The organism is Arthrobacter sp. 9AX (assembly GCF_902506095.1).
GTDB lineage: Bacteria > Actinomycetota > Actinomycetes > Actinomycetales > Micrococcaceae > Arthrobacter.
In genome coordinates, this window is sequence record NZ_LR733293.1 from 1352511 (window position 1) to 1371938 (window position 19428).

Here is a 19428-nt window from a genome sequence, read left to right on the forward strand (position 1 = left end):
GTCTCTCCTTGCTCCGGTTGCTCAGACGGTCTGGTTGTCGGGGGTGACGTAGACGGCATTGCGGTCCACGGTCATGTAGATGTCGTTGGCGATGGGGTTGCGGCGCTCTTCGGCGATTTGTCCGAGGAGTCCGGCTGCCCGGGCCAGGAGGGCGAATCCGCGCAGGAGCTCGGTGGGCAGGCCCAGGTCGGCGAGGGCCGCGCCGCACACGCCCGCGCCGTTGAGCGGCAGCCGGCGCCCCAGGGCGGCTTCACTCATCCGCCCGATAGCCTCGAACAGCCGCAGGTGCGGGCCGCGCAGTCCTTCTTCCTCGGCGATGCCGAGGAGTACCGGGGTGCGGGGGTCTCCGTCCTTATGGTTGGGATGGCCCAGGCCGGGTACGAACTTTCCGGCGGCCCGCTGGGCCCGGATGGCCTCCAGCGCCATCTGGTCCCAGCCGGCGTCGGTGTCCGGCAGATCGCCGTCGTGCGCTTTGAGCGTCTTGGCGAGGAACTGGCCGCAGTCCTCCGTAACTCCCAGGAAGCGGGAGCCTCCGCCGAGCAGACCCGCGGCCAGGGCACCCTGCAGCGAGTCCGGTGCGCTGAGATAGGTGAGCCTGGCGGCAATGGCCGTGGGTGTGAATCCATGGTCGGCGAGGGCGACGAGCACGGACTCGAAGACCCGGAGTTCACCCGGCTCCGGGCGGCGCATGGCAACCAGCCAGAATGCGAGCTCCCCGAAGCTGACCTTGCCCATCAGGTCCAATGGCAGGTCCTGGCCCAGGAGGCTGATTTCAGTGGCAGTCGAGGTTCCCAGTGAGGTGGGGAACCGCAGCTTGTCCTTGTTTTCAGCGCTGGTCATGCCTCTTCCTTCGTCATCGGAGTTCCCGCGTTTGTGGTGGTGGCCAGCCAGGAGCGGATCTGCTCGCTGTGTTCGCCCAGGGCCGGCGGGGCAAGGTCGTAGCGCGGGGGCGTTGCAGAGAACGTGATGGGGTTGCGTACCCCGGGAACGGCTGCGGCACCCGCTCCAACCTGCACCACCGGGTTCAAGCCGAGTTTGCGGGCGTATTCGACACCCTGCCCGATCGTGTTGATCGGTCCATTGGGCACGCCGACTTCATTCAGTTTTTCGAACCAGTAGGCCGCCGGCCGCGTTGTGAGGCGCTCGACCAGCAGAGGTCGCAGGTCCTCCCGGCAGGCGGTGCGGTCGGCGTTCTCCGCGAACCGGGGGTCATCAGCCAGTTCAGGTACGCCCAGAACGGAGCAGAGCTTGCGGAACTGCGCGTTGTTGCCTGCCGTAATGATCAAGTCATCGTCGGCGGTGGGCAAAGGCTCATATGGGAAGAGGCTGGGGTGGGCGTTGCCCATCCGGGCCGGTACGACCCCTCCCGCCACGTAGGCCGAGGTCTGGTTGACCAGTCCGCTCATGGCCGAGGCCATGAGCGAGGTCTCAATGCTCTGGCCTTCGCCCGTGTGGTCCCGGTGCCGCAGCGCGGCGAGGATTCCGATGGCGGAATGCAGCCCGGCCATCACGTCAAAGACGCTGATGCCCGCCCGGTAGGCCGGTCCGTCCGGATCGCCTGTCAGACTCATCAGTCCGGACATCGCCTGCACGATCAGGTCGTAACCGGGGAGCGAAGCTCCCTCCGCGGTGCCGAAGCCGCTGATCGAACAATAGACCACGGACTCGTTCCGCTCCTTCACCGATTCGTAATCGAGCCCGAACCGCTTCAGTCCGCCGGGCTTGAAGTTTTCGATGACGACGTCGGCCCTGGCGGCCAGTGCCTGGGCGCAGGCCAGGTCGTCGTCGTCTTTGAAGTCCAGCACCACGGATTTCTTATTCCGGTTGATCGCCGCGTAGTAGGTCGAGACGCCGTCTTCCCGGACAGGGGGCTTCCATGAGCGTGTGTCGTCTCCGGCCGGGCTTTCGACCTTGATCACCTCCGCGCCGAGGTCTGCCAGCAGCATCGTCGCGTACGGGCCGGCCAGGATACGGGAGAAGTCGGCGACGATGATTCCGTCGAGCGGACGCGGGCGGGGCGAGGCGTCCGCGGCGGGTCCTGGTGGGCTGATCACGATGGGTCCTTTCGGGCTGTCGGACGGGCGGGAGCCGCTGTCCGCTAGGCGGACGGTTGTCCGCGGATCGGGAATGTTTATAGAATGGCGCCCGGAGGGGAAAGTGTCAAGCGTCACAAAAACCAAACCGAAGGAGCGCCATGCCGCAGCGCGGGCAGGGACCCGATTTCATTGAGGCGCTGGCGCGCGGCCTTGACGTGCTGCGCTGTTTCTCGCCGGAACAGCCTCAACTGAGCCTGAGCCAGGTGGCGCAGGCCGCGGGTTTGGCGCGCCCGACCGCGCGCCGGGTACTGCTCACCCTCGAAGAGTTGGGTTATGTGCGGGCCAGTGGCGGAGCGCACATGCTGACGCCCAGAGTCCTGGAGCTCGGCATGGCCTACGTCGGGTCCCTCGGCCTCTGGGATATGGCACGGCCGCACATGGAGCGCCTGGTCGAGCAGACGGGGGAGTCCTCCTCCATGGCGCAGCTGGACGGTTCGGACATCGTGTACGTTGCACGCGTCGCGGTACCGAAGCTCATCGCCCTGCGCGTCGATATCGGCACACGGTTCCCAGCCATGGTCACGTCCCAGGGCAAGGTGCTGCTGGCCGCGCTGCCGCCTGAGGCTGCGCTGAAGGTCCTTGCCGAACCATCGCGGTCCGGTCTGCCCGAAATCGGGAGAATGCCCGACAGCCGCGTGCTGGAAATCCTTGCCGCCGTGAGGGAACAGGGCTGGGCCCTGGCCGACGAGGAGCTGGCCCCCGGGGTCCGTTCCATCTCGGTCGGAGTGACCGACGGGGAAGGCGTGGTGCGCGCATCCATGAACGTGACCGTCCATGCCCAGCAGACCAGCATCGAAAAGCTCGTCAACGAATACCTGCCTCTGCTCCAGAACGCCGCCCGGGAGACCGGCGCGGACTGGGCCCGCTGGCAGTCCCGCCCGGTCAAGACGCTCAATACCGCTCCCCGGCCCTGACGACGGCGACGGCGCGGGTACTCGAGCCACTAGCCCCGGAAACCCAGAAGATACTTCAGCAGGCCCGAGGCGTGGTGATCACCCCGGTTCGGACGCCCTTCCTCGACACGCTTGGCTTGGTGCGCGGCCGGGCGGGAATTGGAACTTCGCCTTTTGACTAGGGAGCGCATAAGGGATAGCGGCGGGATCGAGACTCCGTGACTATGACAGGGATCACAGGCCGGACGGCCTGCAGCACAGTAAGGAGAGAGTATGCCCCACTCAAGCGATCCCAGCGTTGTCATCGTTGGAGCCGGCCCCACCGGACTCATCTTGGCCCACGAGCTACTGCGGCGGGGCGTATCTATCCGCCTGGTGGAGAAGCGGCGGGGCCCGTCCCACACGACGCGCGCCATGACGGTCCACGCACGGTCAATGGAAATGTTCGACCACATCGGAGCAGCCCACCGGCTGGAGGAAGTCTGTTCGGAGTGCCCTGGGAACATCTACCACTTCCCCGGTCGCGAGGAGGATGATCAGCCGCGTACGGACTACCGCAGCCTCCCTACCCGATACCCCTTCTACTACAAGATCAACCAGAATGATTTCGAGCAGGTCCTGCGTGAGCACCTGCTCGCCGTCTATTCGGTGGTGCCCGAGTACCGAACCGAAGTCGTGGACATCGTGCCTGAAGGCGAGGGAGTCCGGGTCGATCTGGTGCTGCCGGACGGCGGGTCCGAGACGGTGCGGGCGGCCTGGGTTGTGGGCTGCGACGGCAAGCGCAGCATCGTCCGTGACCGTGCCCGTATCGCCTTCGAGGGCGAGGAGGTCGCGGCCATGGCGATGATGGACGTGCCGCTGAGCAACGTCACCTTCGACGACCGCTGGATGAACTACTTCTTCAACAAGGAACTGTTCATGAACTGCACCAAACTCCCGGGCAAGAACTGGCGCATCTACATGAGCGAGCCGACCGGGAACTATGTGCACATGCAGGATAAGAAGGCGTCGTTCCAGGAGGTCGCCGACAAGCTGGGGATCGGGATCCAGCTGGGCGAACCGGAATGGGCCACTGCCTGGCCTATCCTCAACCACATCGCCAGCAAGTACCGGAATGGCCGTCTCATCATCTGCGGCGACGCGTCCCACATCCACTCTCCTTCCGGGGGCCAGGGCATGAACGGCTGTATGCAGGACGCCTTCAACCTTGGGTGGAAGCTCGCTGCGGTCGTGAACGGCGACGCCGAGGAATCGATCCTCGACTCCTATGAAGCGGAGCGACGCCCAATCGGGGAACAGGTCACGGCCGGTGCCATGGCCACGCACGAGATCGTCATGGGCTTCGGCATCGACCCCGAAGACCGCTACCACCTCACTCAGGAGCCCGGTTGGGAGCACGACACCATCCGCCTGGTTTCGGGCCTGTCCCACAACTACCGCGAGGCCGTCAAGGTGCCCGACGGGCTGACGCCGGTGTCCGGCCCCAAGGCCGGAGACCGCGCCCCTGACGCGAGGCTTCTGGTGGAGCCGGCGAAGCGGCTTTACGATCTCTGCCGGCACCCGGGCTTCACCCTTGTCGCTGTTACCGGGGCGGGGCAGGACGCCGGCCAGACTGCTTCCGTGGCCGCGGAGGTACGCAGCCACCTCGAGCAACGTCATCCCGGGAAGGTACGTTGCCACCTGATCACCGACGGTGGCGACGAGACCGGGTTCGACTTCGACCACCGTAGCCCCGATGAAACCGGCGAGATCACCGACCGCTACGAGATTGGTACCGAGAGCCGGCTTATCCTCATCAGGCCCGACCTGTACGTGGGGGTGAGCTGCGTGCTTAACGATGCTCCCCTGATCGCCGAGTACCTCAACCAGTGGTTCCTCGCGAGTCCCGTGGCAATCGGCGGCAACCCCATCGCGGTCTCCTGACGCCGGCCACCAGCAAACTCTTCTATTCGCACCAAGGAGTACTTACGAAATGACTGACATGAACGGCAAAGTCGCCATGCTTACCGGGGCAGCGCGAGGCATCGGGGCGGCGGCCGCCCAATCCTTTGTCCAGCGCGGCGCGAGCGTGGTCATCTGCGATGTGCTGGCTGATGACGCCCGGGCCACCGTGGAAGCCCTGAAAGCGGCAGGCGGCAAAGCAGACTTTGTCCTGACAGACGTGTCCGACCCCGATTCGGTCAAGGCTGCGGTCGAACACACAGTCTCGACGTTCGGGCGCCTCGACTACGCCCTGAATAACGCCGGGATCTTTCAGGCGGCGCCTCTGGCCGAGCTCGAGGTTGAGGACTGGCAGCGGGTGGTCAACGTCAACCTCTCCGGTGTCTTCTACTGCCTCAAATTCCAGCTGCAGCACATGCTCGAGGCCGGTTCAGGGGCGATCGTCAACACCGCCTCGGTGTGGAGCTACGCCGCTTCAGGCGGACAGACAGCGTACGTCGCCACCAAGCATGGAGTCGTCGGGCTGACGAAGAACGCCGCCCTCGATCACGGCGGAAGTGGTGTCCGGATCAACGCCATCGCCCCGGGACCGATCGAGACGCCGATGACGGCCGGTGTCCCGGAGGAGGTGATGGCAAAGATCATCGGACGAACCTCCTCGAACCGCTACGGCCAACCCGAAGAGGTGGCGCGTGCTGCTACTTGGTTGTGCTCGGAGGAGGCCTCCTACGTGAACGGATCCGTTCTCTCGGTCGACGGAGGCTGGCTCGCCAGCTAGGGACGCCCTGAATGTCTGCTGGCTCCATCCGAGAAAGGCCAGCAGACATTCACGCGCAGACACGGGTCTGCTAACTTCCACTAACAATATTCCAGGTCTCAAGCACTTTGGAGGTGATTCCGGCTGATGCTGTCCAGCCCATTGAAGCGCCAGACAGTTCTCTCGTCCGGAGACGTCGAGGAACTGACCCAGGTTGGGGCAGAGCTGTTCTCTCCCCACCGCCTGCAGTACCACGGACGCAACGCTCGGCTCAGTGCCGCGCCTATGGGTGACGCCTCGTTGATCTGCATGCAGTACCGCGGTGAGTCGTCGGTGGCTACCACCGAAGTGTTGGGCTATTACGCCGTCCACCTGCCGGTGATCGGCCGCGGAGCGGTTCAGTTCGCCCGGGAACAGATCGCCACCGGTCCCCGCCACGGCGTGGTTTTCAACCCGGAGGACCAGCCAACGATGCGCTGGTCGGCCGACATGTGCCAACTCGCCTTACGGATACCGAGAAGCGCGGTCCTCCTCCACGTCGGGATGCTCACCGGCCGGCCCGTGGACCGCCGCCTGGAGTTCACCCATCAGTCAAGCTACTCACCTGACTGGGCCGGCGCGCTACACACCATGGCGGGAATCGTCGACAAGCACCACGCCGAAGCTTTACCGGAGCAATTGTGCTCGCGGCTGCTGGACATGTTCCTGACCGCCCTGGTCCTCACCCAGCCCAACACTTGGACGTCGCAGCTTTTCGCCGAGGCGCCCGCCTCGGCGCCCAGGACGGTCGCCCGGGCGATCGAATTGATCGAGGCCGCACCCGAGGCGGACTGGACTCTCGCCCGCCTGGCCGCGGAAGCCGGGGTGAGCGCCCGGTCTTTGCAGGCAGGCTTCCAACGACAGAAAGGGCTCTCACCCATGATCTACCTTCGGGATGCTCGTCTCCGCCTCGCCCATCGCCGGCTGATGGACCCTACATACGGGTCTGCGTCGATCACCCAGATCGCCACGGACTCGGGCTTCCACCACCTAGGCCGGTTCGCGGCCGAGTACCAACGCAAATACGGAGTGAAACCCTCCCACGTCCGCCGGGCGGTCCGAACGCTGTCCTGACGCGAATCGCCCCGCCCGGCAAGCCCCCCCCTGGCACAGGTTCACCGGGGAGGGGTGCCCCGCCGGCATCCTGCGCTGCCGGCGGGGCGCAGGGCTACCCCTCGACCGCGAGCTCGCCGAGCTTTGACCACCCGTCCACCTTGACGTTGACGATGTCCGGAGTCCGGGCCAGGTACGCCGGCAGCTCGGCCGTCGCCCGCTTGAAATGCTCCGACTGCACGTGCGCGCCCCCGGCCTCGTCATCGCGGAACGCCTCGATCAGGACGTAGGTGTTGGGGTCGGCCAGGGAACGGGCCCACTCGAAGAACAGGCAGCCCTCCTCGGCGTTTGTGTTCTCAGTGAAGTCCCGGGAAATCTCCGGCCACGCGTCGGCGTGCTCCGGCTTCACCGGGAATTTGGCGGTAATAAAAATCATCAGTTTTCCTCTAAATAAAGCTTCGTGCGGGCTGGGGCGAAACGGGTATCAGGGCACCAGGATGGCGCGGCCGCGGACCTTGCCGGCGTCCAGGTCGCTGATCGCCTGCTGGAAATCGTCCAGCTTGTACTTCTGGGTGTGCAGCGTGACGGCGCCGCGGGCAGCGAGCGACATGAGGTCCTGCAGGTCGTTGTAGGACCCCACGAGGTTGCCGATGATGTTGATCTCGGAGGAGATGATGTCGATGGTGGGCACGGTGATGTCCTCGCCGTAGCCCACCACGAAGTAGTCGCCCGCCTCCCGCAGCATCGCAATGCCCTCGGACGTCGCACCGCCCTCGCCCACGAAGTCGATCAGCACCTCGGCGCCGTTGCCGCCGGTGAGGGCGCGCACCTGTTCCACCTGCGAGCCGTCCGCAAGGACCCCCACATCGGCACCGATGGACTTCGCCAGCTCCAGGGCGGCCGGGTTGCGGTCCACCACGATGATCCGGCTCGGCGTGAGGGCCTTCAGCACCTGGATCCCGATGTGGCCCAGCCCGCCGGCGCCGATCACCACGCAGTTGTCCCGCGGCGTCAGCCGCTTGGCCGCTTTCGCCGCGGCGTGATAGGCCGTCAGGCCCGCATCCGCCAGGGCCGCCACGTCCGCAGGTTCCAACGAGTCGTCGATTTTCACCACCGACCGGGCGGAGGTGAGGAGGTACTCGGCGTACCCGCCGTGCGTGTCGATACCCGGGAACTTGCTGCTCTCGCAGTGCACGTCGTCGCCGGAGCGGCAGGCGCGGCACAGGCCGCAGGTGATCAGCGGGTGCAGGATCACCTTGTCGCCCTCCTTGACGTTGGTGACCGCGCTTCCGACGGCGTGCACCCACCCCGCGTTCTCGTGCCCGATGGTGTAGGGCAGCTGCACCTGGGACTTTTCGGCCCACTGGCCCTCGAGGATGTGCAGGTCTGTCCGGCACACGCCGGCGCCGCCGATCCGGACCACGACGTCCCAGGCCCCGGCCACTTCCGGTATGGGTGCCTCGGTCATCTTCAGGCCTTCGTGGTAGCCAACCACCTGGATGGCTCGCATGGTGTTCATGGGTGGATCTCCTTGACTGTGAACGGAAGCAGGTGGTGATGGTCGGCAGCCTCGGCTCCCTCGGGCCGGTCTGTCTGGTCGGCGCCGGAGCCGGCGTAGCGTGTGCGCAGCAGGCCGCGGCAGAAGTGGGCATTGCCGTCAATGGAAATGCGCGTGGAACGGGCCCGGCGCAACGCCATCGGCACGTTGTCCGGTGGGTAGGAAATGCCGTCGTGGTCAACGAGGACGACGGCGGCCGGTTCCGTCGGCAGCCCAAGCGCCGTCCGCCGTCGTACTAAAGCGTCCTTGCTCCGGCCGGCGGGAAGGTCACCCAGCCGCACTGTCCCGACGCTTTCTTCTGCCAGCGTGGCATCGGCGCGCAGCAGTTCGGTAAGGCAGCGCTCCATCGCGGCGGTGTGCGCTTTGCGGCGGAACGTCCACCGCAGCTCCTCCAGGCTGTGCTCGGCTTCCTGGCCGAAGGTGCCGCGGTATCCGGCGTCGGCCGCGAGGCCGGCGTTGATCAGGGCGGAGTCGTGGTGGTCATCGAGCTCAACCACTACCGCCGCCACCCCAGGCAGAGCCGAGATCACGTCCTTGCTGTCGGCCGCCATCAGGTAGGCGAAGTTCGGCGAGCAGAATGACGTGGGCAGCCGCAGGTGCACGGTCACCACGGCGCCGGCAAGGGAACGGGTGATCTCGAGGGAACGGACGAAGCCCAGATCCGTGATGGGCTCGTCCAGCTCCGGATCCAGCACGGCCCCCAGCGCCTGGCGGACGTCCTCGGCTGTCACCGACACGTCCCGGCGCCGGAGGGTGCGCTCCGTCAATGCCGCCGTCATGCCACGCCTGCCAGGTCCGCCCGTTCGGGCTGCCGCGGTCCTGTCTTGGTCTCATCCGCGTTGGGGAGCTGGAGGTCTGCGGGCACCGGGATGTCGTACATTTTCGCCGCGTTCAGTCCCAGGATCTTCTTCTTCTGGTTCACAGTGAGCGGGGCGTACTCGGTCATGTCTTCCGGGATCTGGAAATCAACGAACCGCTCGATCAGCCAGCGGGGGGACCAGATGGCGTAGTCGCTGGAGAACTGGATCCGGTCCTCGCCGATCCAGTAGATGAGCTCGCCCATGATCTGGGCGAAGTACCGCGGCCGGGTGTGCATGAAGGGGATAGCGACCGCCAGGCCGCCGTGGACGTTCGGTTCCTGGGTGGCGATCCAGCAAAAGTCTTCCAGCCGGGGCAGGCCCACGTGCTCCACCACAAAGTTCAGGTCGTTGAAGTCGGAGGCGGCATGGTCCACGTCGGCCACATCGAAGGCGTCCCGGTCCAGCGGGCGGACGGTGGGGCCCTTGTGGATGTGGATGTTCTTGATGCCGAGCTTGCGGCACTCCTCGAAATACCGGTAGGACCAGGGATCGGAGAGCTTGTACCCGCGGGATTCGCCGCGCCACTCGGCGGTGTAGAGCTTGACCCCCTTGAACTTCATCTTCTCGTGGTCGGCGCGGAGCCGGTCAAGGCCTGCCTCGCCCTCGCGGGGGTCATAGCAGTGGTTGTACGTGAGCTTGCCCGGGTTCGCCGCGGCCAGGTTGTATGCCTCCTCCACCTGCGCGAATCCGTTCTTGTAGAACGCGCCGAGGTAGGCCGGCTGGAAGATCGCGTGGTCCACGTAGCCGTCCTGGAACAGATCCTTCATGAGGCGTTCGCCGCCCTGGTAAAGGAATTCCTCGTAGGACCAGTGTTCCTCCTCCGGGCCGAGGTTGCGGTGGTAGTCGTAGAAGCAATCGATGAACTGCTTGCCCTGGATATTCCGCTGGTTCTCCGGGCGGGCGTCCCACAACGCGACGTGCGCGTCGACGATGAAGTAGTTCTCGCCGTCTTTGCTGTACATATCGTTCTCCTCCCCGCGACTGCCATAGTCGCGACAGAGAAGACGCTATGGCCAAAAGGCAGCTGTCAACCTGTGACCGGTGTCTCATTTTGAGACATGGTGACATCGCCTTTTGAACCACCACACCGTAATCTCGAATGACCAGGACAAGGAGGGCGGCGATGGTGCCGGATCAGAACGTTCCCGTCCCGCGGCCACAGGCCGGCGGGCCGGAAGGCATGATGACTGCTGTCTCAAGACGCCTTCTTGCCTCCTGGCAGCGCAGTGAGGAATACGGCGTCTCGGCCGAGGCCATCGACCCCGTCTGGGCCGGGTCTGTGGCCGCTGACTCGCTGTTCTATCAGTGCGGCCAGGAGGTGCTCACCAGCCTGCATCAAACGCTGGCCAACGAGCCACTGAGCCTGATGCTCACCGACGCCGACGGGCTGGTCGTCAACCGCTTCAGTGGCGACACCTCACTGCTGCGGGCACTCGACAAGGTCCATCTGGCTCCCGGGTTTGCCTTTTCCGAGCGGGAAGCGGGAACCAGCGGGCTGGGCATGGCACTGGCGGACCGGACGCCGAGCCTGGTCCGCGCCGAGGAACACTACAGCGCAAGCCTCCGGACATACACCTGCGCTGCCGTGCCGGTGATCGATCCCCGCAGCGGACGCCTTGAGGGCAGCGTGAACATCACCACCTGGTCCAAGTCTTCGCCGGAGTTGCTCCTGGCCCTGGCCCAGTCGGCGGCGAGCAACACCGCTGCCCTCATGCTCGCCAAGTCCCGTGGCCACAGGCCGAAAGCGGGACCCAAAGGCGGTGTCTTCCGGGTCCAGCGGGGCCGGCTTGAGCCGGGTGCGGGAACGCTGCGCGCCATGTCCCCGGCCTGGACGGACGCCCAGGACCGTGCGGCCGTGGCCCTCGGGGCAAACAAGGTGGTGGCCGCCGTCGGAGAACCAGGCTCCGGCCGGGCCACGCTGGTGGGGCAGGCCATCCGCCAGGCGCGTCCCGGAAGCCGCATCCTGTGCGCGGCAGCTCCGGAGCCCGAGGACGTGGAGGCGTGGTTGTCGCTCTGGACCCCTGAGCTGTCCAAGCCGGACACCGCAGTGATCGTGGAAAACGTTGACCTCCTGCCCGCCTGGGCGGCGCAGGAGTTGAGCGCCCGGGCTGCCGCCGCGGTGCAGTCGCCGCCGGTACCGGACGGCAACCCGCCCGCGATCACCTGGGCGATGACCGCGGAGGAACTGGCCGCCGTCCCGCAGCCCCTGGCCGCCATGGTGGAAACCGTGGTGCCGGTGCCTGCCTTGCGTGAACGCCTCGCTGATGTCATGCCCCTGGCGAGGTACGCCGCACGCCAGGCGCGGATGCGGGACGTGGATTTCACGGCTGCTGCCGAACACGCGCTGGCCGGCTATGGGTGGCCAGGGAACGTGGACGAACTTTTCACCATGGTCCATGACGCGGCCTTGCGCACGGAAACCATCGACGTGCGGCATCTGCCCTCCCGGCTCGTGGGACGCGCCGGCCCGCATCTCACCCGGATCGAGGCCGTGGAGAGGGACGAGATCATCCGGTCCCTGTCCCGGCCAGGCACCACGGTGGCCGCGGCCGCCCTTGAACTGGGAATGAGCAGGGCCACGATTTACCGGCGGATGGCCCGCCTCGGAATTACCGCGCCGAAGTAAGCCTGGTTCACGCCCCGAGCCGGTCCGCCAAGTCAGGAATGCTGGGCGCCACGAGGTCCCAGTCGCCTTCGGGGGCCAGGTCCGCCGTCTGGCCCGGGCCGTGTTCGGTGGGGCGGGCGATGAACGCCGTGGCCAGCCCGGCCGTCCGGGCCGCGTGCAGGTCGTTGTTGTGCGCGGCCGCCAGCATCACCTCACCAGGGTGGAGGTCCAGGAATTCAGCGGTGCGGAGGTACGCCTCGGGCAATGGCTTATAAGTACGCGTCATGTCCGAACCGATGATCACATCCCACGGCAGGCCGGCGTTGCTGGCCATGTCCAGCAGCAGTGACGTATTGCCGTTGGACAGCGGGCCCACGACGTAGTGGCGGTGGATCCTTGCCAGGCCCTCCACACTGTCCGGCCAGGGCGGCAGCCGGTGCCAGGATTTATTCAGCTCCTCCAGTCGCTCGGCGGGCAGCTGGTCCGGATCGATGCCGTCCTGGCGGAGCGCCTGGTCCAGGTTTTCGCGGTGGAGCGTGTCCAGCTTCGCGAAACTGCGCTGCCCGGAGCGGATGGCATCCATGGCCGGCTGGTAGAGGGCCCGCCAGCGGTCCGCGAAAGCGTACGCGTCCAGGGCAACCCCGTGTGCCGTGGCGAACGCTGCCACTTCCCGTGCCACGCCGGTGCGCCAGTCCACCACGGTCCCGAAGGTGTCGAAGAGGACGGCGCGCACCGGGCGCCCGGTTGATGGTGAACGGTAGGGCTCGAACCCCATGTGATTTCTCCTTCCGTGCTGCCGCATGGTTAGTCTGGCAGCATGCGAACTGATTTCAGTCCCTCAGCGACGTCCGCCCGTGATTTCTACCGGTTGCTCACCGCCGTGGTGGTGCCCCGGCCTATCGCGTGGGTTTCGAGCGTCTCCCCGGAGGGCATTGACAACTTGGCCCCGCACTCTTTCTTCACCGTAGCGTCCACCAATCCGCCCATCGTGCAGTTCACCTCGGTGGGGGAGAAGGATTCGCTCCGCAACATCACCGCATCCGGAGAGTTTGTGGTCAACCTGGCCCCTGCCGCGCTCCTGGAAGAGGTCAACGCCACCGGCACCAATTTCCCGCCGCAGGTCAGCGAGTTCGACGCCGCCGGCCTGACGCGGGAGCCGAGCGTCACCGTTGCGGTGCCGCGGGTCAAGGAATCACCGGCGGTGCTTGAATGCCGCCTCCACTCCGTGCTGCCGATAGGGGACTCCACGCTGGTGTTCGGCGAAGTGACCCATGCCGCCGTGAGTTCGGAAGTACTCGATGGCAGCCACCCGCGGATCGACCTGCTCGAGCCATTGGCCCGGCTGGGGCTGGACGAATGGGGCACGCTTGGCGACATCCAGGACCTCACCCGGATCCGGGTGCAGGACTGGCCGGGCCACTTCCGGCCCAAAGGCTAAGGGCCGGTCCGCCAGCGTTGGCGGGGAAGTGGAAAGGAAAAAGGGACGTCCCAACGAGGACGTCCCTTTCCCTTTCAGCCGGAGCTCTTTAGCCGAGGCCGAGGTGGACGAACAGGAACCAGACGAGGAGCGGCACCACACCGATCATCGCGATGGCCCACAGCAGCAGGGCACGGAAGAACATCCGCTCGTCCTTGGGCTGGGCGCTCGCCATCAGCAAGGCCCCGCTGGTGGACATGGGGCTGACATCAACCACCGAGGAGCTGATGGCAATGGCCGTCACCACACCCACGGGGGTGAGCAGCGGGTCCATGGCGATGGGCTCAATCACCGGGCTGATGACGCCGAGGGTTCCGGTGGTGGAGGCGAAGGCTGACACGATGGCCACCACATAGCTTGCAATCAGCGCCGCGAGGGAGCTGTTGCCCAGGCCCGCGATGCCTTCCTGGAGTTCCTTCAGCGCACCCATCTTCTCCAGCATGCCCACGTAGGTGACGATGCCGGTGACCAGGATGATGGCCGACCACGGCATGCTCTCCACCGCCGGCTTCTGCACGTTGGAGTCCAGGACGATCAGGACCGCGGCGATGACCAGCGAGGCCACTCCCACGTCGAGCCCCAGGACGGTGGTGAGTACCAGGAGGGAGGCGATGCCCACCAGCGTGAGGATACGCATGGGGGTTGCGGCTACCTTCTCCGGGCGGGTCCTCGTTCCGGCAGCTACGGAAGTTTCTGCCGGGGCGGTGAGTACGGCCGTTCCGGCGCCGCCGGAACCTGAAACGCCGTCGCCTGAGGGGGCGTCAGCGCCGCCGTCGTTCTTGACAGCATTGCCGCCGTCCGCCTGACGGGCTTCCGCCTTGGCTGCCCGGCGCTTCATGATGGCCTGCACCAGGACGTAGGCGATCACGGCCAGGATGGCGTTGAAGATGAAGCAGTACGCGTAGAGCTTGAATGAACCGTCCGAGGCACCCGCGCCATCCAGCATCTTGTTGCCGAGGACACCGAAGGGGTTGACGGGGGAGAACGCGCCGGCGTTCGCGCCCTGGACGATGACCAGGCCCATGGCCAGGGTGCTGATGCCGAAGCGCATGCCCAGCGCCAGGCCCACCGGGGCCACGATAGCGATGGCGGCGGGCGTGAAGGCGCCGGCGGAAGCCAGGGCTGCCGTCAGCAGGAACATCAGGATGGGGACCAGGATTTTCCGGTCGCCGGCGAGCCGTTCAGCCCAGTAGGCCAGCAGGTCTATGGTGCCGTTGATCCGGACGATGGCGAACAGCAGGGTAGCGCCCACGAGGATGAAGAAAAGCCCGGCCGGGAACTGTCCGATGACGTCCTTGACGGACATGCCGGCCAGGAGGGTGCCCACGCCGAATGCGGCAACGGTGGCCAGCAGGCCGGCGTTGATCTTGGTGAAGGAACCGACCGCGAAGGCGGCCACCAGCACCAGGAACGCGATGAGTGACAGCGACATGGTGTCAACCGCCTACACGTTTGCCGGAGCGAAGATGCCGGCGCCTGACAGCAGGCCGCCTGCGCCGGTGATGGCGGGGGTGTGGCCGAGGGCCTTGAGGATCTCGTAGGTGGTGGCCGTGGCCGCGGTGATGACGGGGAGTCCCAGCTCGTCCTCCACTGCCTGCACTGCAGCCAGGGAAGGCATCTGGACGCAGGCGGACAGGACGACGGCGTCTGCGCCTTCGCGCTTCAGGCTGCGGGCCAGCGCGGGCAGGTTCTGCGGGTCCAGGCAGCCGACCTCGAGGTTGTCCGCTACTTCGAGGCTGATGGCGTCCAGCACCGTGATGCCCGATCCTTCGATGTAGTCCACCACCATCTGCGTCAGCGGCTTCATGTAGGGGGTGATCATGGCGACCTTCCGGGCGCCGATTCCGTGCAGGGTGCGGACCAGGGCGCCGGCGCTGCTGGTGACCGGGGCGGGGTGCCCGTTGCCCGCGGCGGCGTCCGCAATGACCTGCTCCGAGCCCACGTGGGCCTCGGGGCCCTGGGCCATGACGGCCACCAGGCATGCGTAGGCGATGACGTCCACATCGGCGTCGGAAACTGCTTCGGCGCACTGGGCTGCCTTGCCCACCATGGCCAGCAGTTCTTCCTTGGTGACCTTCTTCATGCCGGCGCGGGCGGAGTGGAAGGTGTACTTGTGGCCGGTTGCCTCGGCCTGGCGGCGGAACAGTTCCGGCAGCTCGGTCTCCATGGTGGTGTTGGAGCTGGGGACGATCAGTCCCACGCGGCTCATCCCGGGGCGCTTGGGCTCGGGGGCAGTTTCGCAGGTTACAGCGGGGGTGCTCATGGCTTCTCCACGTCGTTGTGTTGGGGATTTGTTGGGTAAACCCATAAAGTGGGTTCTAATCCCATGATGTGGGTCACTCTGGTGGGATGTCAAGTGGATCACTTTCCTTGCGGTGCTCCCCGCTCACTAAGCTGGGGGCTGGCAGAAAACGATTGAAGGGATGATTGGACAGTGGTGAAGGAACCGGGAGCTGGGGCCTCACCCCTGTTGGTCCTGCACAAGGTGGCGGAGATTCTGGACTGCTTCTCCGTGGAGGAGCCCGAGCCGACGCTGCAGCAGATCATCCGTAAAACCGGGCTGCCGTCGAGCACCTGCCAGCGGCTGGTCCAGAACATGCTGCGTGAGGGATTCCTGGACCGCGACGGCGACCGGTACCGGATCGGCATCGGGCTGGTCCGCTGGGCTACTCCGGGAACGTTCGGGCTGGACGTGGTGCGGCTGGTGAAGCCGGTCCTGCAGCAGCTGCGCGATGAAACCGGTGAAACTGCGTGCCTGTACGTCCGGGACGGGGCGTTCCGGACCATCGTGGCGGTGGCCGAGACGCGGCACGTGGTGATGCGCCCGTTTATGGTGGGCATGGTCATGCCGTTGCACGCCGGCGCCCCGGGCAAAGTGTTCCTGGCCTTCGATCCCGGTGCGTGGGATGCCTTGGACGAGCAGGGGCTGCAGGGCTTTACGCCGGATACCCCGGTGTCCTTGGAGAAGCTGCGGGAGCAGGCGGCTGTTGCCCGTGAGCAGGGGTACTTCGCCGCCTTCGGGGAACGCAACCAGGATGTGGGTTCCATCAGCGCCCCGGTGTTCGACCATGCCGGGCGGCTTGCATGCGCCGTGGGCCTGGGATTCCCCACGCAGCGGATCGGGCCGGCTGATGTTGAACGGCTGGGTCCTGTGGTGGCCCGGGCGGGACTGGAAGCCAGCCGTGCGCTGGGGTACGCACCAGCGGCGTCATAGTGTGACTTAAACAGGTACGACGGCGGCCCGGCCTTAGCCGGCTTCGTCGCCTGAGGGCCCTCCCGCGGGGGACGAAAATGCCCGGCCCGTCCCTACGGGCAGGAGGGGCGGGCCGGGCAACGTGGGTCAGCTAAACGTGTTCCTGGGCGGGATTGGTGTTTGCAATGGCGTGAGGGACCGCCAGCAGGGCCACCACGGCGAGGGCGCCGGCTGCAGCGAAGACGTAGAAGCCCCAGGGGTAGGCGATGCCGGCTGCCACCAGGCCGCCCGTGACGGCGGGTCCGGCGATGGCGCCCACGCGGCCCACCCCGGCGGCGAATCCGAGGGCGGTGGCACGCAAGCGGGCCGGGAACAGCTGGCTCACCCAGGCGTAAACGAGCACCTGGGCGCTGAAGACAAACACGCCGGTGACGAAGACCAGGGCGTTGAGCAGGATGGCGTTGTCCACCTTGACGCTCAGCAGGGCAAGGCAGGCCGCGGACAGGCCGAACCAGAGCAGCACGATGGGTTTGGTGCCGTGCTTGTCGGCCAGGATGCCGGCGATGATGAGGCCCGCGACGGCGCCCAGGTTCAGCACCAGGAGCAGGGAAAGGCCTGCGCTGACGGGGTATCCGGCGGATGCCATGAGCTGGGGGAGCCAGGTGTTCAGGCCGTAGACCAGCAGGAGCCCCATGAAGGACGCGGCGGCGATCGCCACGGCGACCAGCGGGTAGGGCTTTTTCGCCAGGTCCCGGAAGCCGGTCTGCTCTTCCTTCTTGGCGGTTCCCGCTGCGGCCGGCAGGGTCTCGGGCAGCTTGACCCACAGGAACGGCACAAGGACCAGGCCTGCAAGGCCGCCGACGACGAACATGGTGCGCCAGTCGGGGATGACCATCAAGGCGAGGAAGGCGGTAGCCACCGCGCCCACGTGGTAGCCGGTCATGGTGCGGGTGGTGGACTTGCCTGCAGATCCCGCCGGTGCGTAGTCGTTCATGTAGGCGAGCGCGACCGGAAGGCAGGCGCCCAGTCCCACCCCGGCCAGGAAGCGGAAAACGCCGAACATGGCCACGTTCGGTGCCCACGCCACCGCGAGGGTGAACAGCGAGAACCAGAGCACGCAGGCAACCATCAGTTTTCGGCGGCCGAAGCGGTCTGACAGCGGAGCGATGAACAAGGCTCCTGCGCCGACGCCGACGAGGGAAATGGTGGCCACCAATGTTGCGCCCACCGCGTCAAAACCGAGCTCGCCCGTCTTGATAAGGGTGGGGATGACGGTGCCGAGCACCACCAGGTCAAAGCCGTCCAGAACCATGGCCAGCCAGCAGAGCCAGACCGGCCAGCGGGATGCGCGCGGGGAGGGAGAAGTTGTCATGTAATCCTCATTGATCAGGGAAGGAATTGGTCGCACGCCCAGGCTAAGAGCCCCATCGCCGAATGTGACGCGCGGCATACGGTCTGTCGATGAGGATACTCCAGGTTCACCCCACGTACAAAAGTTCGCAAGGCGAACAGATGGGAAATGCAGCATTGGGGGCGAAAGCGCGCTGCTACATTCAGTTCATGCACACTTCGCTTCGTGACGCCACGGCCGTCGTCTCCGCAGTTCGCACAGGTCAGGCCTCCGCCGAGGACGTCCTGGCGGAGTCGCGGTCACGGGCCGACGCAGCCCCCGATCTGTGTGCGTTCATTGAGGAGGGTTGGCCCGGAGCCGCCCTTGCCGCCAAGGAGGTGGACCGCCGTCGCGCCCGCGGGGAGGACCCCGGGCCGCTGGCGGGAGTTCCGCTCAGTGTCAAAGACGTCATCGCCGTAACAGGGTTGCGGCTGACCGGCGGCAGTGCCGCCTACGCCGGGAACGTTGCCACGTTCACCGCCACCGCGGTGCGGCGCCTGCAGGAGGCGGGCGCGGTAGTGATTGGGAAAACCAATTGCCCCGAATTTGCGTTCGGCGCCATCACCGAGAGTGCCGTCGGGGGCCGGACGCTCAATCCCCGGTTTCCCGGCGCGACGGCGGGTGGCTCGAGCGGGGGAGAGGCTGCCGCGGTCGCTGCCGGCATATCGGCACTGGGGTTGGGCACCGACTACGGCGGATCGCTGCGGTGGCCGGCACAATGTGTGGGTATCACCGCCCTGCGGCCCACCCCGGGTACCGTTCCGGACCTTGGCATCGTGCCGGGAGCCGGGGGCTGGTACGGAGGCGGCAACCCGACCCCGCCCGCTGCACGCCTGCAAGCCGACACTCAAGTCATCGGGCCGCTCGCAAGGTCAGTGCGGGACCTGCGGACTGCGCTCGCAGTGCTTTCGGATAGCCGTCCCGGCGTTCGAGGCTTGGGTGGGGTTCCAAGCAATGTTGCGGTGGCTTGGAGTGACGGTTCCGCATTGGGGCCGGTGCGGCGTGAGGTGTCAGCGATGATCTCTTCATTGGCGGAGCAGCTCGCGCCGGAGGTCCGGACCTTGAAACATGCTCCGGATCTGTTTGCGGGATCACTGGCAGCCTATAACCGGCTCCGCCCTCTTGACCCGATGATTGATCACGCCGCGGCCGTCGCCGGCAGGGAGCACCTGGTGCTCCCCGCGAACCTCGAGCCCATCCAGCGTTCCATGCAGACTGAGGCAGGGGAACTCGAAGCGGCTGTTGCCGAATCAAACCAGGCACGACGACGGGACCTGGCGGTCTTCGATACGGCAGACATCGTGCTCCTGCCGGTAGCCGGCGGTCCTGCGTGCGACGCGTCCGGAAAGCTGGACATTGACGGACAGTCCATTTTTGGCTGGGACATCATGGGCCAGTGCAGGGCTGTGACCATGGTGGGAGCACCTGTTGTTTCGCTGCCGGTCGCGTGGTCATCCGAGAGCCTGCCCCTGTCCGTCCAGGTGGTCGCAGCCCCTGGTGCGGATGCGCTGGCGCTGGACTTTGCCGAATGGCTGGAGCGCTTTTTAGGTGAGGCAGGTCTCTAGG

18 protein-coding genes are annotated in these 19428 nt (G+C 66.3%); 8 read left to right on the forward strand and 10 right to left on the reverse strand.

What is annotated here, in order from left to right:
• Positions 1-21 precede the first annotated feature (21 nt).
• On the reverse strand, positions 22-840 hold the full coding sequence (locus tag BACI348_RS06220; protein ID WP_159824427.1) for a citryl-CoA lyase: 819 nt from the start codon (positions 838-840) through the stop codon (positions 22-24).
• On the reverse strand, positions 837-2054 hold the full coding sequence (locus tag BACI348_RS06225; RefSeq protein WP_201298385.1) for a CaiB/BaiF CoA transferase family protein: 1218 nt from the start codon (positions 2052-2054) through the stop codon (positions 837-839). The genes BACI348_RS06220 and BACI348_RS06225 overlap by 4 nt, the downstream gene beginning before the upstream one ends.
• A 140-nt stretch (positions 2055-2194) precedes the next feature.
• Here BACI348_RS06225 and BACI348_RS06230 point away from each other — a divergent pair, with 140 nt between their 5' ends.
• From BACI348_RS06230 to BACI348_RS06245, 4 genes are all read left to right on the forward strand, one after another.
• Complete coding sequence (locus BACI348_RS06230) at positions 2195-3010, forward strand: IclR family transcriptional regulator domain-containing protein (RefSeq protein ID WP_159824428.1); 816 nt, start codon at positions 2195-2197, stop codon at positions 3008-3010.
• A gap of 252 nt (positions 3011-3262) precedes the next feature.
• Entirely contained in the window at positions 3263-4912 is a 1650-nt protein-coding gene (locus BACI348_RS06235; RefSeq protein ID WP_159824429.1) for an FAD-dependent oxidoreductase, read from the forward strand.
• A gap of 49 nt (positions 4913-4961) precedes the next feature.
• On the forward strand, positions 4962-5708 hold the full coding sequence (locus BACI348_RS06240; protein WP_159824430.1) for an SDR family NAD(P)-dependent oxidoreductase: 747 nt from the start codon (positions 4962-4964) through the stop codon (positions 5706-5708).
• Positions 5709-5834: 126 nt separating this feature from the next.
• A complete protein-coding gene (locus tag BACI348_RS06245) occupies positions 5835-6800 on the forward strand; it encodes a helix-turn-helix transcriptional regulator (RefSeq protein WP_159824431.1) in 966 nt (321 codons plus the stop codon).
• A gap of 94 nt (positions 6801-6894) precedes the next feature.
• Here the strand turns inward: BACI348_RS06245 and BACI348_RS06250 are convergent, their stop codons facing one another.
• The 4 genes from BACI348_RS06250 to BACI348_RS06265 are packed head-to-tail and all read right to left on the reverse strand — an operon-like array spanning position 6895 to position 10159.
• Positions 6895-7215, reverse strand: coding sequence for a putative quinol monooxygenase (locus tag BACI348_RS06250; RefSeq protein ID WP_159824432.1), 321 nt, complete (start codon positions 7213-7215; stop codon positions 6895-6897).
• A gap of 48 nt (positions 7216-7263) precedes the next feature.
• Positions 7264-8298: an NAD(P)-dependent alcohol dehydrogenase gene (locus BACI348_RS06255; RefSeq protein WP_201298386.1), complete on the reverse strand. Its 1035-nt coding sequence runs from the start codon at positions 8296-8298 to the stop codon at positions 7264-7266.
• Positions 8295-9116, reverse strand: coding sequence for an iron-sulfur cluster assembly protein (locus tag BACI348_RS06260; protein ID WP_201298387.1), 822 nt, complete (start codon positions 9114-9116; stop codon positions 8295-8297). Before BACI348_RS06260 ends, BACI348_RS06255 begins: the two co-directional genes overlap by 4 nt.
• Positions 9113-10159 carry an amidohydrolase family protein gene (locus tag BACI348_RS06265; RefSeq protein WP_159824433.1) on the reverse strand — a complete coding sequence of 349 codons (1047 nt, stop codon included), beginning with the start codon at positions 10157-10159 and terminating at the stop codon, positions 9113-9115. Before BACI348_RS06265 ends, BACI348_RS06260 begins: the two co-directional genes overlap by 4 nt.
• A 161-nt stretch (positions 10160-10320) precedes the next feature.
• Between BACI348_RS06265 and BACI348_RS06270 the strand changes: the two genes are divergently transcribed.
• The gene (locus BACI348_RS06270; RefSeq protein WP_201298388.1) at positions 10321-11823 is read left to right on the forward strand and encodes an AAA-type ATPase lid domain-containing protein; all 1503 of its coding nucleotides are present in this window, start codon (positions 10321-10323) and stop codon (positions 11821-11823) included.
• 7 nt (positions 11824-11830) lie between these two features.
• Here BACI348_RS06270 and BACI348_RS06275 read toward each other — a convergent pair whose 3' ends face one another.
• A complete protein-coding gene (locus BACI348_RS06275) occupies positions 11831-12577 on the reverse strand; it encodes a haloacid dehalogenase type II (RefSeq protein WP_159824434.1) in 747 nt (248 codons plus the stop codon).
• Between the two features lie 42 nt (positions 12578-12619).
• On the opposite strand from BACI348_RS06275, the gene BACI348_RS06280 reads away from it, so the two are divergent.
• The gene (locus BACI348_RS06280; protein WP_159824435.1) at positions 12620-13240 is read left to right on the forward strand and encodes a flavin reductase family protein; all 621 of its coding nucleotides are present in this window, start codon (positions 12620-12622) and stop codon (positions 13238-13240) included.
• An 88-nt stretch (positions 13241-13328) separates the two neighbouring features.
• Here BACI348_RS06280 and BACI348_RS06285 read toward each other — a convergent pair whose 3' ends face one another.
• Together BACI348_RS06285 and BACI348_RS06290 are read right to left on the reverse strand one after the other, a co-directional pair.
• Positions 13329-14711: an SLC13 family permease gene (locus BACI348_RS06285; RefSeq protein WP_159824436.1), complete on the reverse strand. Its 1383-nt coding sequence runs from the start codon at positions 14709-14711 to the stop codon at positions 13329-13331.
• Between the two features lie 12 nt (positions 14712-14723).
• Positions 14724-15542: a maleate cis-trans isomerase family protein gene (locus BACI348_RS06290; RefSeq protein ID WP_159824437.1), complete on the reverse strand. Its 819-nt coding sequence runs from the start codon at positions 15540-15542 to the stop codon at positions 14724-14726.
• A 171-nt stretch (positions 15543-15713) separates the two neighbouring features.
• Between BACI348_RS06290 and BACI348_RS06295 the strand changes: the two genes are divergently transcribed.
• Positions 15714-16493, forward strand: coding sequence for an IclR family transcriptional regulator (locus tag BACI348_RS06295; RefSeq protein ID WP_159824438.1), 780 nt, complete (start codon positions 15714-15716; stop codon positions 16491-16493).
• 130 nt (positions 16494-16623) lie between these two features.
• Here the strand turns inward: BACI348_RS06295 and BACI348_RS06300 are convergent, their stop codons facing one another.
• Positions 16624-17844, reverse strand: coding sequence for an MFS transporter (locus BACI348_RS06300; protein WP_159824439.1), 1221 nt, complete (start codon positions 17842-17844; stop codon positions 16624-16626).
• 188 nt (positions 17845-18032) lie between these two features.
• On the opposite strand from BACI348_RS06300, the gene BACI348_RS06305 reads away from it, so the two are divergent.
• Positions 18033-19427, forward strand: coding sequence for an amidase (locus BACI348_RS06305; protein WP_159824440.1), 1395 nt, complete (start codon positions 18033-18035; stop codon positions 19425-19427).
• The last annotated feature ends 1 nt before the right edge of the window (position 19428 follow it).